This is a genomic window from Nanhaiella sioensis (assembly GCF_046557775.1).
In the GTDB taxonomy this organism is placed as follows: domain Bacteria; phylum Bacillota; class Bacilli; order Bacillales; family SM2101; genus Nanhaiella; species Nanhaiella sioensis.
In genome coordinates, this window is record NZ_JBKAEG010000001.1 from 2,338,916 (window position 1) to 2,355,830 (window position 16,915).

A 16,915-nucleotide genomic window follows, 5' to 3' on the forward strand; every position below is an offset into this window, starting at 1 on the left:
TTTTTTCTTTAATAGCGAAATGAGTTCGGACAGTAAAGTCTTTATTTTGGACAGTAAAGAACTGAATTCGGACAATAAACGACTCAATTTGAACAGTAAGGGGTATAATTCGGCTAATAAAAGCATCAGGGATATTTTAGTAAGTCAATTACCTGGTATTACTACTAATTTGAAATGATAACATTAAGATTAGCTGGAAAAGTTGATAATGGTTATTGAACAATCGGATAGAAACAGCAAATCCGAGTGAAAACTAGCAAATGTATTTGAACTTTTTTTTAAGAATCATTATACTATTTAAGTCAATAACGTACGTTTGAGGAAGTGTATATTTTGGTTCAATCAGATGGAAAAGGTATTCCAATTAAAGTTAATTTTGTTTCTGAAATAAAAGATGGCTCAAAAAGCGATCGTGTTGCTTTTACGACAAATGGTTTATACTACATAAAAGGAAAAACTACATATTTGTCTTTTAATGAAAGTGAAGCACCACATGAAATCAAAACGATTGTTAAAATAAATGAACATGGTGATGTGCTGATTATGCGTAAAGGTGCCGTATCAATGAAGCAGTATTTTCAGCAACATAAGGAAACATACGGAAAGTATCGAAATGAAATCGGCTTATTAGAAATGGTTACGACAACTGAACAAATAAAGTACGAGTGGACTGAAGATAAGAAAAGTGGATACTTGTTGTTAACATATTTGTTACGAATACAAGGAGAATTAGCTGGACGGTACAATGTAACGATACAATTTAGGGAGGAACAAATATGAACATTGTTGAGCAAATAAAGGATCGATTGAAGGATGAAATATCTGAAGCTGTCGTTAAGGCAGGGTTAGCTACAAGAGAGCAACTTCCAGAGGTTATTCTAGAAATACCTAAAGAGAAGGTACACGGTGATTATTCTACAAATATGGCAATGCAGCTTGCTAGAATTGCTAAAAAAGCTCCTCGAATGATTGCGGAAGAACTGGTGAATAATTTTGATAAATCAAAGGCATCTATTGAAAAAATTGACATAGCTGGCCCAGGATTTATTAATTTTCACATGAACAACAGCTATTTAACCGAGTTAATCCCAACGATATTAAAGGCTGGTGATTCATATGGAGAGACAAATGTTGGTCGAAAAGAAACCATTCAAGTAGAGTTCGTATCAGCGAATCCAACAGGCGATCTTCATTTAGGTCATGCACGCGGCGCAGCGGTAGGTGATACATTATCTAATGTTTTGGCAAAGGCAGGATATGATGTTAGTAGAGAATATTATATAAATGATGCTGGCAATCAAATCAATAATTTAGCTTACTCTGTAGAGGCACGGTACATGCAGGCACTTGGGATGCAGCAAGACATGCCAGAAGACGGTTATCATGGGGAAGATATTATTGGAATTGGAAAAGAGCTTGCAGAGCAACATGGTGATAAATTTGTTCATATGGATGAAAATGAACGATTTACATATTTTCGTGAGTATGGTTTACAGTTTGAGCTTAGTAAACTGCAGAAGGATCTTGAAGCGTTTAGAGTTTCCTTTGACAAATGGTTCTCAGAAACTTCATTATATGAAAACGGTAAAATTGATACAGCACTTAATGCATTGCGTGAAAATGGACATGTATACGAAGAGGATGGTGCAACATGGTTCCGCTCCACAACTTTTGGTGATGACAAGGATCGCGTGTTAATCAAAAATGATGGGTCATATACGTATCTAACTCCAGATATTGCTTACCATCAAGATAAGTTGGATCGTGGCTTTGAAAAGCTGATTAATATTTGGGGAGCAGATCACCACGGTTATATTCCAAGAATGAAAGCAGCTATACAAGCACTAGGGTATGAAAAAGATACACTTGAAGTAGAAATCATACAAATGGTTAACTTATTTAAAAATGGGGAAAAGGTCAAAATGAGTAAACGTACTGGTAAAGCTGTTACAATGCGAGAGCTCATTGATGAGGTTGGTCTTGACGCAGTTCGTTATTTCTTTGCGATGCGCAGTCCAGATTCACACCTTGATTTTGATCTTGATTTAGCGGTATCAAAGTCTAATGAAAATCCCGTATACTATGCCCAATATGCTCATGCACGGATTTGTAGTATGCTACGTCAAGGTGAGGAGCAAGGCTTATTAATTGATGAAGAAATTGCTTTACAACACATTACATCTGAAAAGGAAATTGACCTTCTCAAAAAGTTAGGGGAATATCCGATAGCTGTAAGTGAAGCAGCACAAAAGCGCATTCCACATCGTATAACAAATTATATTTATGATCTCTCTACAGCACTGCATAGTTTTTATAATGCTGAAAAAGTGATAAACATAGAAAATAAAGAACAAAGTAAAGCTCGCCTTGCGCTTATGAAAGCAGTGCAAATAACTTTACGGAGTGCACTATCTATAGTAGGAGTTTCAGCACCTGAACAAATGTAGTTTATCGCAAGTGGTCAACGATTTTTATAGTATATTATATTAACGAAAGGATAGAAAAAATACTATCCTTTCGTTTGTTTAGGATTCAACGTCTTTCTGCTGGGTTGTCTATGGATTCGTACTTTGCTATTTCACATGAAATAAAAAGCGATTTAACGCTTATAGAGAATGATCAAGGAGCTTCCGCTGTTCTTTTTGTCCAACTCCATCACCTATCCCCTTGAGTCGCTTCATCATTTCACATGGAGTCAAAAAGCGACTTCTCGTGAATGCTTCCAGCGTTTGTCGAGGCAGTTCAAGTCGGCTTCGCTTTTCTTTCTGTCCAGCTCTGCCTCCTAGTCCCTCGAGGTCACTTCACCATTTCATCCGAAGGCAAAAAACGTCTTCGGATGAAATGCTTCCAGTGCTTGTCGGGACTAAGCAGTCGGCTCCGCTTTTCTTCCTGTCCAGCTACAGTGCCTATCCCCTCGAGTCGCTTCACCATTTCACATGAAGTCAAAAAGCGACTTCTTGAGAAATGCCTCCAGCGCTTGTCGGGGATAAACAAGGCACTTTCGCTTTTCTTATAAAAAACCATTGATTAATGTTGAAAAAGATTCTTTACCTTGATCTAGTAACGAGCGTTTTGTAAAGTAATCAATTGTTAATGGTTCTGCAAGCTGAATGTCTTTTTTTATTGTCGTCTTCACTTGTTCATTAAATTTCTGATCATAAATAAAGCAGTTGATTTCATGGTTGATAAAAAAACTCCTTTTGTCAAAGTTTGCAGTCCCGATATCACATATGTCATCATCGATTGCTACGACTTTTGCATGATAGAATCCGTTATAAAACCGAAATATATGACAACCAGCAACGAGCAATGGCTTAAAGAATGGATATGCAGCTTCTTTAACAAATGGATGATCAGCTTTCATTGGGACGAGAATATTGATGTTCACTCCTCTCTTTGCTGCAGCAAGTAATTCATTGACAATTTCTTTACCAGGAATAAAGTAGGGGGTCCCTATATAAATTTCTCTTTTAGCTTGTTTTATCATTGTAATGAAAGATTCTTTTAGAAATGCACCATCAGATGGTACGATACGGTGTAATACAATGGAATCATCGTTTAACTTTATCTTCTTTGGTTCGTCTTTAAGCTTTTCTTTTGTTGCCGAATACCAATCTTTATTAAACTGTTTTTGTAAGTCAACAACTCCTTCTCCGATAATTTTTAAATGATAATCACGCCAAAATCCCATTTTAGGATCTCTCCCTAAGTATTCTCTTCCAACGTTAAACCCACCTAGATAGCCAACCTTTCCATCTATAATTGTTATTTTTCGATGATTACGTCTATTTAGTGTATAAAAAAAGAATGGGAACTTAGGGGTGTTGCTATAAGAGAAGGAGATTCCATTTTCACGTAAAGACCGTACAATTTGTTTAGAAACTTTAAAACCACCGAGCCAGTCTACTTGTAAACGAACCTCAACGCCTTCCCTTGCTTTTTGCTTTAATAATGAGAAAAATTCTGAGCTAATCTCATCATTTTTAATAATAAAAAATAGCACATGAATGTGTGTTTCTGCGTTTCTAATGTATTGAAAATAATCATTGAAGAATTCATGACCATTTGTAAACAAAGTTAACTCACCTTGATGTAATGGATATGTTTTATCCGTTACTTTTTTCATATACTTATGTCGTCCAAGTTTTAAATCCAAACGTACCCACATAATTAAGAGTAACAACAAAATTGCTAGAAAAAGAACAAATTTCATTCATTTATCCCTCCATCCAATACATCATTGTGTTATTTTTACCGATTTTAGCTGATTTTATTTTTTGCAAAAAATAATAAGAGTTCATTATTTATATAAAAAATATTGACTGAATGCTCATTCATTATATAATGGAATTATAATATTAGTCAGAAAATTAATTATTTGAGGGGAGATTACTACCGTGGAGAATCTACTAATCATTAATTTAATAGCATTCCTACTTGTAACCGCTTACGGTTTATATTTATTTGCATACCTTGTGAAAACAAGAATTGCGTATATAAAGTTAGGAAAGAAGGTTGAATTTGATAAAAAATATAAAGAACGCCTGAATAAAATATGGATAAACGTGTTTGGGCAAAAAAAATTATTGAAGGATAAAAAAAGTGGCGTAATTCATGTCATGTTCTTTTATGGTTTTATCCTCGTTCAATTTGGAGCGATTGATTTTATTTGGAAAGGATTAAAGCCAGGTTCTCATTTACCGCTAGGACCTCTATATCCTGCGTTTACTTTTTTTCAAGAGCTTGTTACTTTAGTCATTTTAGTTGCAGTTATTTGGGCATTTTATCGCCGTTATATTGAAAAGCTTGTTCGTTTAAAAAGAGGATTTAAGTCAGGTTTAGTGCTTATATTTATCGGTGGCTTAATGCTTTCAGTTCTTCTTGGTAATGGCATGGGGCTAGTATGGCATGGTGAAGAGTTATCGTGGAGTGAGCCAGTTGCTTCGTCGATAGCATACCTTTTTGGATGGATTGGTGAAACAGCTTCAATCGTTGTCTTTTATGTGTCATGGTGGATTCATTTACTTATTTTATTAACGTTTTTAGTTTACGTACCACAATCTAAGCATGCTCATCTGATTGCAGGTCCTGCCAATGTATTTTTTAATCGTTTATCAAACCCTGGAAAGCTTGAAAAGATCGATTTTGAAGATGAAACGCAAGAAACTTATGGGGTAGGGAAAATTGAAGACTTTACTCAAACACAATTAATTGATTTATACGCATGTGTTGAGTGTGGACGCTGTACGAATATGTGTCCTGCAACAGGGACAGGAAAAATGCTCTCACCGATGGATATCATTTTAAAGCTACGAGATCATTTAACTGATAAGGGAGCAGCTATTACTTCACAAGCTCCTTGGGTGCCAACATTTGCATTTTCAAATACTCAAGGGAATCAATTAGCTGTATCTGGCGCTGGAAAAGGTGTGAATGAATCTGCAGCAGCTGTAGAGCTTGCATATAACCCGAGCTTAATTGGTGATGTCATTACGGAGGAGGAGTTATGGGCATGTACAACGTGTAGGAACTGTGAAGATCAATGTCCTGTAATGAATGAACATGTAGATAAAATTATTGACCTTCGCCGTTATCTAGTTCTTACAGAAGGAAAAATGGATGCAGATGCGCAACGTGCAATGACGAATATCGAGCGACAAGGTAACCCATGGGGATTAAATCGTAAAGAAAAAGACAAATGGCGTGATATTCGTGAAGATGTGAATATCCCAACTGTGAAAGAAATGAAAAAAGCTGGAGAACAGTTTGAATATTTATTATGGGTGGGCTCGATGGGAGCGTTTGATAATCGAAGCCAAAAAATAACTCTTTCATTCGCTAAGCTATTGAATGAAGCGGGAGTAAAATTTGCTATCCTTGGTAACAAAGAGAAAAACTCAGGTGATACGCCAAGACGCTTAGGTAACGAATTTTTATTCCAAGAACTAGCTGCGAATAATATTGCTGAGCTACAAAAACATGATGTGAAGAAGATTGTAACAATTGACCCACATGCTTATAATACTTTCAAAAATGAGTATCCAGACTTCGGATTAGAAGCTGAAGTATTCCATCATACTGAGGTATTAGATCAATTAGTAAGAGAAGGGAAGTTAGTACCTAAGCACGAAGTAAAAGAAACAATTACATTCCATGATTCTTGTTATTTAGGTAGATACAATGAAGTGTATGAACCACCTCGTGATATTTTAAAAGCTATCCCTGGTGTGGAGCTTATTGAGATGGAACGCAAGCGCGAAACAGGTATGTGTTGTGGAGCAGGTGGAGGACTGATGTGGATGGAAGAAACGACAGGAAATCGCGTTAATGTGGCTAGAACTGAGCAAGCATTAGCTGTGAATCCAACTGTCATTAGTTCTGGATGTCCATACTGTTTAACGATGTTAAGTGATGGCACGAAGGCGAAGGAAGTTGAAGAGCGTATTGGAACATATGATGTAGCAGAACTTCTAGAAAAATCAGTCATTGGTAGTGCGGAAGAAGTAGCATCTTAAATTTTAGTAACATAAAACAGATAGAAAATTTAGTAAAGTATTTCTATTTTGACTATTTTTCAGTACAATAGAGTTATAAATTAAGGCTATTTTCGTAAACTTTGTTGCTATTGTTATCAATTTAGTACCACAAAACTGGATTTATATTGTTAGTCATCTTTGTACAGAAAAAAAGATGCCACGAACACTAGTTGAGTACGGTTTATTTCTTAATACGAATAACAACAATTGATTCGAAAACGTCCTAAATCAAAGTTAGTAATCTAGAGGTGTGCTTAAGTACACCTCCTTCAAATGGAGATGAATGAGCGAGCGTTCAGTCAGCTATACAGAGCAGTTCTTTTGGCAAGCATAAGGTGCTGGTACATGTTCTAGCTGTACTGAGTCGCTTCATTCTACACCTCCTAAGTAAAAAATCGGTTCATAAAAGGAATCATAGTTAACGACATGCTACCGTTGCTGACAAGACGTAGGTCGGTTTTAGTTGGTATAGGAAAGCATTGACCTTTACTTATTTGGCTCTTTTCGTAGCTTTGGTTCAAATTACGCCAGCAAACCACATTCCATAGGATGGGTATTGTTATTAGCAAGAACAGATGCTTCGGATTCATGTGAAGACAGTTTTTTAACGCAAAAATGAAAACGCTTACTAAATAAACCACAAAATTTATGGAGGGGATTTACATGGGGAAAACAGTTATTTTAAGTGGGGTTCGTACACCTTTTGGAAAGTTTGGAGGCGGTCTAAGTTCTAAAAAAGCTGTTGATTTAGGCGCTATAGCTGTAAAGGAAGCACTAGTACGTGCGAATGTGGAAGCTTCAGATGTAGATGAAGTGATTCTAGGCTCTGTGCTACAAGGGGGACAAGGTCAAATTCCTTCACGCCAAGCTTCTAAATTAGCTGGAATCCCTTGGGAGGTAAAAACTGAAACGATCAATAAAGTTTGTGCATCAGGCTTACGCAGTGTCACTTTAGCTGATCAAATTATTCGTGCTGGAGATGAAGAAGTGATCGTTGCTGGTGGGATGGAATCGATGAGTAATGCACCTTACATGATGCCAAAAGCTCGATGGGGTATGAGAATGGGTGATGCGGATGTCAAAGATTTGATGATTCACGACGGTTTAACATGTAGCTTCACGGGAGTACATATGGGTACATATGGAAATGGGGTAGCTGCAGAATTTGAACTTAGCAGAGGAGAGCAGGATCAATGGGCTTTCAGAAGTCATCAACGCGCTATTTCGGCAATTGAATCAGGTAAGCTTGCTGAAGAAATTGTATCTGTTGAAGTACCTCAACGAAGAGGAGAATCTATCATTGTTGAGCAAGATGAAGCACCTAGAAAAGATACATCTATCGAAAAGTTGTCAACTTTAAAGCCAGTATTTGATCAAACTGGCACGATTACAGCAGGTAATGCTCCAGGCGTTAATGATGGAGCTGGAGCTCTAGTTCTTATGAGTGAAGAGAGGGCACATCGTGAAGGCAGAGAACCTCTTGCAACAATCGTTGGGCATGCAGCTATCGCTGTTGAAGCTAAAGACTTTCCGAAGACACCTGGTTTAGTCATAAATGAAATACTTCAAAAAACTGGAAAAACAGTGGGCGATATCGATTTATTTGAGATTAATGAAGCATTCGCCGCTGTGGCATTAGCAAGTGGAAAAATAGCATCACTTGACCAAGAAAAAGTGAATGTAAATGGGGGTGCAGTAGCACTTGGGCATCCAATTGGAGCTAGTGGAGCTAGGATTATTATTACACTCATTCATGAGCTAAAGCGTCGTGGAGGTGGTTTAGGAATTGCTGCTATTTGTAGCGGTGGAGGCCAAGGGGATGCAATCATGGTTGAAGTTAAATAATGTCAATAAATGCTGTTAACTAAGCTTTAGGTATGGGGGTATAGAAATGAATATAAAAAAAGTTATGGTCATTGGAGCAGGACAGATGGGGTCTGGTATTGCTCAAGTATGTGCGACAGCAGGCTTCTCAGTCATACTGAATGATATTAAAGAAGAGTTTGTAAATCGCGGCTTAGCTAATATTTCGAAAAATTTATCGAGACAAGTAGAAAAAGACCGTATGTCGTTAGAACAAAAACAAACGATATTAGATCGAATTACTTCTTCAGAGCAATTACAAGATGCAAAAGACATTGATATAGTCATTGAAGCAGCAGTTGAAAATATGAAAGTGAAGACAAAAATTTTTGCTGAGCTCGATCAAATTGCTCCTGAACATGCTATTTTAGCAACAAATACATCATCACTTCCAATTACTGAAATAGCGGCAGCAACGAAACGTCCAGAACAAGTGATTGGTATGCATTTTATGAATCCTGTACCAGTTATGAAGTTAGTAGAAATTATTCGTGGTTTAGCTACAAGCGACGAGGTGTACGAAGCGATTGAAGCGATGACAAACCAACTGAACAAAACACCTGTAGAAGTCAATGATTTTCCAGGGTTTGTTTCAAATAGAATTCTCATGCCTATGATTAATGAGGCGATTTATACGTTATATGAAGGTGTAGCATCCGAAGAGGCAATTGACCAAGTGATGAAGTTAGGGATGAACCATCCAATGGGCCCCTTAACGCTTGCAGATTTCATTGGTTTAGATACTTGCTTGTACATTATGGAGACATTACACGAAGGGTTTGGTGATGACAAATATCGTCCATGCCCATTATTAAGAAAGTATGTGAAAGCTGGGTGGTTAGGAAAGAAATCTGGCCGTGGCTTTTATGTGTATGAGTAATTAGTGATAAGGGGGAACAGAAAATGAACCTGAATTTTACAGAAGAACAAGAAATGATGCGGAAGATGGTTCAAGATTTTGCACAAGCAGAAATTACCCCGTCCATTGAACAAATGGAGCAAGGAGTATTTCCTCGCCACATCATAAATAAAATGGCGGATCTTGGTCTCATGGGGATTACTATTCCTGAACAATATGGCGGTGCTGCGATGGATTTTACATCGTATATTATTGCCATTCACGAACTGTCTAAAGTAAGTGCTACGGTTGGAGTCATTTTATCTGTGCATACTTCAGTCGGAACAAATCCGATTCTATATTTTGGGAATGAAGAACAAAAACAAAAATATATACCTAAGCTTGCATCAGGGAAATATTTAGGAGCGTTTTGTTTGACTGAACCGAGTGCAGGGTCTGATGCCGCTAGTTTAAAAACGAGAGCAGAAAAGCAAGATGATTATTATATTATAAATGGTTCGAAAATTTTTATTACAAATGGCGGGGAAGCAGACACGTATATCGTATTTGCCCGCACTAATAAAGATCATATAGGCAGTAAGGGGATTTCAGCGTTTATCGTTGACAAAGATACACCTGGTTTAATAATTGGTAAAGATGAACACAAAATGGGTTTATACGGGTCGAGAACAGTCCAGCTTTCTTTTGAAGATATGAAGGTTCCTGCTGAAAACTTGTTAGGTGAAGAAGGTCAAGGATTTAAGATTGCAATGGCAAACCTTGACGTAGGAAGAATTGGCATTGCTGCTCAATCACTAGGAATTGCAGAAGCAGCTTTAGAACATGCAATTGCTTATGCCAAAGAACGACAACAATTTGGTAAACCGATAGCTGCACAGCAAGGGATCGGATTTAAACTTGCAAATATGGCTACAAATGTTGAAGCTGCAAAACTACTAGTCTATCAAGCTGCATTTTTACGGGAAAATCAGTTGCCATGTAGCAAGGAAGCATCGATTGCTAAGTTGTTCGCTTCCAAAACGGCTATGGAAAATGCAACAGAAGCCATTCAAATATTTGGTGGATATGGATATACGAAGGAGTATCCTGTCGAAAGATTATTTCGTGATGCCAAAGTAACTGAAATTTATGAGGGAACAAGTGAAATACAACGGATTGTAATTAACAAACATTTGTAGACGTTTTCTATTTAATTTAAGGGGGATTTTGATATGCATTTCAAATTATCTGAAGAGCATGAAATGATTCGCAAAATGGTCCGGGACTTTGCAAAAAATGAGGTTGCGCCTACTGCTGCAGAACGTGATGAAGAAGAACGATACGATCATGGCATATTTAAAAAAATGGCAGAGTTAGGTTTGACAGGTATTCCTTGGCCAGAGGAATACGGAGGAATTGGTAGTGACTATTTGGCTTATTGTATCGCGATAGAGGAGCTATCTCGGGTATGTGCTTCTACAGCAGTGACATTATCTGCGCACACATCTTTAGCGGGTTGGCCAATTTTTAAGTTTGGTAATGAAGAGCAAAAACAAAAATACTTAACACCAATGGCGCAAGGAAGTGCGGTAGGTGCTTATGGTTTAACAGAACCAGGATCTGGGTCGGATGCAGGAGGTATGAAAACGACTGCAAGACTTGATGGTGACAGCTATGTACTAAACGGCTCCAAAATTTTCATAACGAATGGTGGAATAGCAGACTATTACGTTGTTTTTGCAGTAACGGATCCTTCTCATAAACATAAAGGCACGAGTGCGTTTATTGTTGAAAAAGATTTCCCAGGGTTTTCTATAGGTAAGAAGGAGAGTAAACTTGGTATTCGTTCCTCACCAACAACTGAAATTATTTTTGAGGAATGTCGTGTACCTAAGGAGAATTTATTAGGTCAAGAGGGAGAAGGCTTCAAAGTTGCTATGATGACACTGGATGGTGGGCGAAATGGCATTGCTGCGCAAGCAGTTGGTATTGCTCAGGGAGCACTTGATGCGGCGACTGAATATGCAAAGGAAAGGCATCAATTTGGTAAACCGATAGCTGCCCAGCAAGGGATAGGCTTTAAGCTAGCGGATATGGCAACAAGTATTGAAGCAGCTAGATTATTGACTTATCAAGCAGCTTGGTTAGAGTCAGAGGGTTTACCATACGGTAAGGAGTCTGCTATGTCTAAGTTATTTGCAGGAGATGCTGCTATGAATGTGACAACTGAAGCTGTACAAGTATTTGGTGGGTATGGTTATACGAAGGAATATCCAGTTGAACGTTTTATGAGAGATGCAAAAATTACCCAAATATATGAAGGAACACAAGAAATACAACGCCTTGTAATATCACGCATGTTAACGAAATAACTAATTAGGTAACGGCATAATACCAATTTATGGTGTGAGTAGATTCATCCTCACACCACCTTTTTAAATAATCGTAGTAGAGGTAGGGTATATACTCTTCAAACGATGCTTTAGATATATCTCGGCTGAAGGTTGTGATTCAATGAATAAACGAGAGGTGCTTGCTTCTGTTAAGGATGAGCAACTCGTTAAAAAGAGACGAAGCCAAATGATTAAAGGAGCAGTAACACTTTTCAAGGCGAAAGGCTTTCATAGGACAACTACAAGAGAGATAGCAAAGGCTTCTGGTTTTAGTATCGGAACTTTGTATGAATACATCAGAACGAAGGAGGATGTTCTTTATTTAGTATGTGACAGTATTTATGATGAGGTGCATAACCGCTTAGAAGAAAATATCGATACAAAGCAAGGGACCACTGAAAGCTTAAAACTAGCTATTTCATCTTATTTTAAAGTCATGGATGAAATGCAGGATGAAGTACTCGTTATGTATCAGGAGGCTAAATCACTTTCTAAGGATGCGTTGCCTTATGTGCTAAAAAAAGAAATAGAGATGGTTGGCATGTTTGAAAGTGTTATCAATCGCTGTGTCGAAAACAATGAATTTCATCTAAGTGATAGGGCGATAAAGTTGCTAGCACATAATATCTTTGTGCAAGGCCAAATGTGGGGCTTTCGACGCTGGGCACTTCAGAAATTATATAGTTTAGAGGAGTATATAGAACTTCAGACGGAATTATTACTAAAGGGAATAAGAGGGGGGCACCATGGATACTGAACAAGTATATCGTCCAACAAACCATATTCGTTTTGTGACAGCGTCCAGTTTGTTTGATGGGCACGATGCATCAATCAACATTATGAGACGAATTCTTCAAGCGAGTGGCGCAGAGGTCATTCACCTTGGTCATAACAGATCTGTGGAAGAGGTAGTAAATGCTGCTGTTCAAGAGGACGTACAAGGTATAGCGATATCTTCTTACCAAGGTGGTCACGTTGAGTATTTTAAGTATATGTACGATTTATTGAAAGAAAAAGGAGCTTCACACATCCGTATATACGGTGGTGGTGGAGGAGTAATCATTCCAAGTGAAATAAAAGAGCTACAAGAGTATGGCGTTGCTGGAATATTTTCTCCTGATGATGGGAGGAACTTAGGGTTACAAGGAATGATTAACAAAATGTTAGCAGAATGTGATTTTCCCACGATGTCGTCTTCGTTAGCGGATGAAGTAGAAGAGGTAAAATCAACAAATAGTAGGTCTATAGCTAAAATGATTACTGCTGCCGAAATAAATGTGAATGAAACTGACGAGTTAGTTTCTACTACTCTAGAACGCATAAAGGATTTAGGGCAGCATGTACCAGTTATTGGGATAACTGGTACTGGAGGTGCAGGGAAAAGCTCGTTAACCGATGAGCTTATTCGTCGTTTTATAAATGAAATTTCGAATATAAGAGTAGCTGTTTTATCTATAGATCCTACAAAGCAAAAAACTGGAGGAGCACTTTTAGGAGATCGTATACGCATGAATGCAATTTTTTCTCCTAACGTCTATATGAGAAGTTTAGCTACAAGAGGTTCTAAATCTGAGCTGTCATTAGCTATTCATGACTCAATAGCTATTGTGAAGGCAGCTGGGTTTGATCTTATCATCGTAGAGACGAGTGGAATAGGTCAAGGAGATGCAGAAATATCGGAAATATGTGATCTTAGCATGTATGTAATGACGAGTGAATTTGGCGCACCTTCACAGTTAGAAAAAATTGATATGATAGATTTTGCAGATATGGTAGTCATTAATAAATTTGAAAGAAAAGGATCTGAGGATGCTAGACGACAAGTACAAAAGCAATATCAACGCAGTCATATGTTGTATGATCAAGAGCTAGATGAAATGCCAGTTTTTGCTACAATGGCTAGTCAGTTTAATGATCCTGGTACGAATACTTTATTTGTTGCTTTAGTTAACAAAATTAATGAAAAATATAGTACCAATTGGACGACTGATTTGCAAATGGTAACAGATGTTGAAAAGCAAAATATCATTATTCCGAATGATCGACGTCATTACTTAAGAGAAGTTTCTGATACAGTGCGAGACTATCATCAAAAGGCTGAGCAGCAAGTGCAAATTGCTCGAAAGCTCTATCAAATTGATGGTGCAATAGCAAGTGTGAAAGAAAAAGAAGGAAATGAGGCTGTTATTTCCTCGTTAACAGCGATTAAAAATGAATTTGATAATATGCTAACGAAGGAATCAAAGGCTATATTAGAAGGTTGGGGCGAACAACAGAAAAAATATTCTTCTAAACAATTTACCTCATTGATTAGGGGGAAAGAAATAGTAACGGAGTTAACTACGAAAAGCTTGTCAGGCTTAGACATACCTAAAATCGCTTTGCCGAAATACGAGGATTTTGGGGAGATTTTACGCTGGGTTTTCAAAGAGAATGTACCTGGGGCATTTCCATATTCAGCTGGCGTATTTCCGTTTAAACGTCAAAATGAAGATCCGAAGCGTCAATTTGCTGGTGAAGGGACACCAGAGCGAACAAATAAAAGGTTCCATTATTTATCAAAGGATGATGCGGCAAAACGGTTAAGTACAGCATTTGATTCAGTTACATTATATGGGGAGGACCCAGATTATCGCCCTGATATTTATGGAAAAGTTGGAGAAAGTGGTGTAAGCATTTGTACGCTTGATGATATGAACAAGCTATATAAAGGGTTTGATCTATGTCACCCCTCCACATCTGTCTCTATGACAATTAATGGCCCTGCTCCAATCATTTTAGCTATGTTTATGAATACTGCAATAAGCCAACAAGTCGAAAGAATTGAACATGAATTATCAAGACAGTTGACAGAACATGAGCTTGAAGAAGTTAAAGTGAAAACATTAGCCAATGTTCGTGGAACTGTTCAAGCAGATATTTTAAAAGAAGACCAAGGTCAAAATACGTGTATATTTTCAACAGAATTTGCATTACGAATGATGGGAGATATACAAGAGTATTTCATAAATAATAATGTACGAAACTATTATTCTGTTTCAATTTCTGGCTATCATATTGCTGAGGCCGGAGCAAACCCTATTTCACAGCTAGCCTTTACGTTATCCAATGGATTTACGTATGTTGAGTATTATTTGAGTCGTGGTATGAATATTGATGACTTTGCACCAAATCTTTCTTTCTTTTTCAGCAATGGTCTTGACGCTGAGTATACTGTAATTGGAAGAGTTGCTCGCCGTATTTGGGCGACTGTTATGCGTGATAAATATAAAGCAAACGAAAGAAGTCAAAAACTAAAATATCATGTTCAAACTTCAGGGCGTTCATTACATGCCCAAGAAATTGATTTTAATGATATTCGGACTACTTTGCAAGCACTGATGGCACTTCATGATAATTGTAATTCATTACACACTAATGCCTATGACGAAGCGATTACAACTCCAACTGAAGAATCTGTAAGACGTGCAATGGCGATTCAAATGATTATTACGAAAGAACATGGATTAACTAAAAATGAAAATCCAATGCAAGGATCTTTTATTGTAGAGGAACTCACAGATTTAGTTGAAGAAGCTGTTCTACAGGAATTTGATCGTATCAACGATCGAGGTGGCGTGTTAGGTGCGATGGAAACACAATATCAGCGAGGAAAAATCCAAGAAGAATCGATGTATTATGAGATGAAAAAGCATTCTGGAGATTTGCCGATCATTGGTGTAAATACGTACGTGAATCCTAATCCTCCATCTGAAGATGATATTAATAATATGGAGCTAGCTCGAGCGACTAAAGAAGAGAAAGAAACGCAGATTCATAATTTAACAAGCTTCCAAAAGCGGAACGAAAATGTTGTAAATAAAGCGCTGGAAAATTTGAAGTCTACTGCAAAAAACGGAGGAAATATCTTTGAAGAATTAATGACAACTGTAAAAGTAGCAAGTCTAGGCCAAATTACAAAAGCACTCTACGAAGTAGGCGGCCAATACCGCCGTAATATGTAAAAAGAAAAGCGAAGCCGACTGAATTGCCTCGACAAGCGTTGGAACCTTTACAACTGAAGACGCTTTATGTCTTCTGGTGAAAAGGTGAAACGACTCGAGAGGCAAGGAGGCGGAGCTGGACAGGAAGAAAAGCGAAGCCGACTGCTTAGTCCCGACAAGCGCTGGAAGCATTTCACTTGAAGGCGCTTTTTGCGTTTAGGTGAAATGGCGAAGTGACCTCGAGGGGATAGGCACTGTAGCTGGACAGGAAGAAAAGCGAAGCCGACTGCTTAGTCCCGACAAGCACTGGAAGCATTTCACTTGAAGTCGCTTTTTGACTTCATGAGAAATGGTGAAGCGACTCGAGGGACTAGGAGGCGGAGCTAGACAAAAAGAAAAGCGAAAGGCGCCCAATTTCACCTAAAACCAGCTCATGTCCTGTGGGTAACGGCGAAATGTAGTCATCCTGACTCCGACGACAAGCATAAGGCGAGCCGGACAGAAGGTTGTTTTTTAACCTTCTTGTCGGTTTGGTTTATGACCTCGAGGGAAAAGTGCTGGGACCTCAGCACAAGGAGGTTTATTTAATCTTCAGGTTGTATAGCTGAAGCGCCTTCGAGGGAACAGTCTGTATGACTTTTCGTTCTATTAATTAACATTTTTCACAAATACATAGAATTGAGTAGCATAAAGTGGTTGAATTTGTTTATAATGAATGGTATTACTTAGAGTGGAAGCAATGAAAGGAAGTGTCCCTTTTGAGTTTAAAACAGTATTCGTTGGACCAATTAAAAGAAATGTCACTTATTGAGATTGCATTTGACATTTTATCAAGCAGAAAAAAACCTATTATATTTAAAGAGTTAGTTGATGACATTACAGCTTCTCTTCAATTATCCCAAGATGAAATTAACGCAAAAATTTCTCAATTTTATACTGATATAAATATTGATGGGCGGTTTATTTGTGTTGGTGAAAATCTATGGGGATTAAGGTCTTGGTACCCTTATGAAAAAATTGAAGAAGAAGTAACTCCTACGGTAAAATCGAAAAAGAAAAAATCGAAAAAAGCATCTGAAAAAGCTACTAAAAAAGTAGAAGAAGAGAGTTTCGATGATCTTGACAATTTTGAAGAAGAAGATATTGAACTTGATCTAGATGACATCGATGACCTTGATGAGGAAACTGATGAAGATCTAGAAGAAGATTTCGATCTTGAAGAAGATGATGAAGATCTTGATTTAGATGAGGAAGAAGATTTATAATACGCTTGACTTTTATAAATGAACTAGGTAGAATCTT

The 16,915-nt window shown here is 37.7% G+C and carries 11 protein-coding genes; 10 read left to right on the plus strand and 1 reads right to left on the minus strand.

What is annotated here, in order from left to right:
• Positions 1-333: 333 nt before the first annotated feature.
• Complete coding sequence (locus V1503_RS11070) at positions 334-780, plus strand: YwiB family protein (RefSeq protein WP_410626894.1); 447 nt, start codon at positions 334-336, stop codon at positions 778-780.
• Positions 777-2,447 carry an arginine--tRNA ligase gene (gene argS / locus V1503_RS11075; RefSeq protein WP_410626896.1) on the plus strand — a complete coding sequence of 557 codons (1,671 nt, stop codon included), beginning with the start codon at positions 777-779 and terminating at the stop codon, positions 2,445-2,447. Before V1503_RS11070 ends, argS begins: the two co-directional genes overlap by 4 nt.
• A 563-nt stretch (positions 2,448-3,010) precedes the next feature.
• Here argS and cls read toward each other — a convergent pair.
• Complete coding sequence (cls, locus tag V1503_RS11080) at positions 3,011-4,213, minus strand: cardiolipin synthase (protein WP_410626898.1); 1,203 nt, start codon at positions 4,211-4,213, stop codon at positions 3,011-3,013.
• Positions 4,214-4,397: 184 nt separating this feature from the next.
• Between cls and V1503_RS11085 the strand changes: the two genes are divergently transcribed.
• The 8 genes from V1503_RS11085 to rpoE all read left to right on the plus strand — a co-directional run bounded on the left by V1503_RS11085 (position 4,398) and on the right by rpoE (position 16,878).
• On the plus strand, positions 4,398-6,515 hold the full coding sequence (locus tag V1503_RS11085; protein WP_410626900.1) for a (Fe-S)-binding protein: 2,118 nt from the start codon (positions 4,398-4,400) through the stop codon (positions 6,513-6,515).
• Between the two features lie 684 nt (positions 6,516-7,199).
• Positions 7,200-8,381, plus strand: coding sequence for an acetyl-CoA C-acetyltransferase (locus tag V1503_RS11090; protein WP_410626902.1), 1,182 nt, complete (start codon positions 7,200-7,202; stop codon positions 8,379-8,381).
• 46 nt (positions 8,382-8,427) lie between these two features.
• Positions 8,428-9,279, plus strand: coding sequence for a 3-hydroxybutyryl-CoA dehydrogenase (locus V1503_RS11095; RefSeq protein ID WP_410626904.1), 852 nt, complete (start codon positions 8,428-8,430; stop codon positions 9,277-9,279).
• A 23-nt stretch (positions 9,280-9,302) separates the two neighbouring features.
• Entirely contained in the window at positions 9,303-10,436 is a 1,134-nt protein-coding gene (locus V1503_RS11100; protein ID WP_214480901.1) for an acyl-CoA dehydrogenase, read from the plus strand.
• A 33-nt stretch (positions 10,437-10,469) separates the two neighbouring features.
• Complete coding sequence (locus V1503_RS11105; RefSeq protein WP_214480900.1) at positions 10,470-11,609, plus strand: acyl-CoA dehydrogenase; 1,140 nt, start codon at positions 10,470-10,472, stop codon at positions 11,607-11,609.
• A 142-nt stretch (positions 11,610-11,751) separates the two neighbouring features.
• Entirely contained in the window at positions 11,752-12,387 is a 636-nt protein-coding gene (locus V1503_RS11110) for a TetR/AcrR family transcriptional regulator (RefSeq protein ID WP_214480899.1), read from the plus strand.
• Positions 12,377-15,634 carry a fused isobutyryl-CoA mutase/GTPase IcmF gene (icmF, locus tag V1503_RS11115; RefSeq protein WP_410626907.1) on the plus strand — a complete coding sequence of 1,086 codons (3,258 nt, stop codon included), beginning with the start codon at positions 12,377-12,379 and terminating at the stop codon, positions 15,632-15,634. The genes V1503_RS11110 and icmF overlap by 11 nt, the downstream gene beginning before the upstream one ends.
• 737 nt (positions 15,635-16,371) lie before the next feature.
• Positions 16,372-16,878, plus strand: a complete 507-nt coding sequence (rpoE, locus tag V1503_RS11120; protein ID WP_410626909.1) for a DNA-directed RNA polymerase subunit delta — start codon at positions 16,372-16,374, stop codon at positions 16,876-16,878.
• Positions 16,879-16,915 lie beyond the last annotated feature (37 nt).

Excerpts from the sequence above, each read along its gene's own strand:
- argS (WP_410626896.1), top strand. The coding sequence starts at position 777 with ATGAACATTGTTGAGCAAATAAAGGATCGATTGAAGGATGAAATATCT.
- cls (WP_410626898.1), bottom strand. The coding sequence starts at position 4,213 with ATGAAATTTGTTCTTTTTCTAGCAATTTTGTTGTTACTCTTAATTATG.
- V1503_RS11090 (WP_410626902.1), top strand. The coding sequence starts at position 7,200 with ATGGGGAAAACAGTTATTTTAAGTGGGGTTCGTACACCTTTTGGAAAG.
- V1503_RS11095 (WP_410626904.1), top strand. The coding sequence starts at position 8,428 with ATGAATATAAAAAAAGTTATGGTCATTGGAGCAGGACAGATGGGGTCT.
- V1503_RS11100 (WP_214480901.1), top strand. The coding sequence starts at position 9,303 with ATGAACCTGAATTTTACAGAAGAACAAGAAATGATGCGGAAGATGGTT.
- V1503_RS11105 (WP_214480900.1), top strand. The coding sequence starts at position 10,470 with ATGCATTTCAAATTATCTGAAGAGCATGAAATGATTCGCAAAATGGTC.
- V1503_RS11110 (WP_214480899.1), top strand. The coding sequence starts at position 11,752 with ATGAATAAACGAGAGGTGCTTGCTTCTGTTAAGGATGAGCAACTCGTT.
- icmF (WP_410626907.1), top strand. The coding sequence starts at position 12,377 with ATGGATACTGAACAAGTATATCGTCCAACAAACCATATTCGTTTTGTG.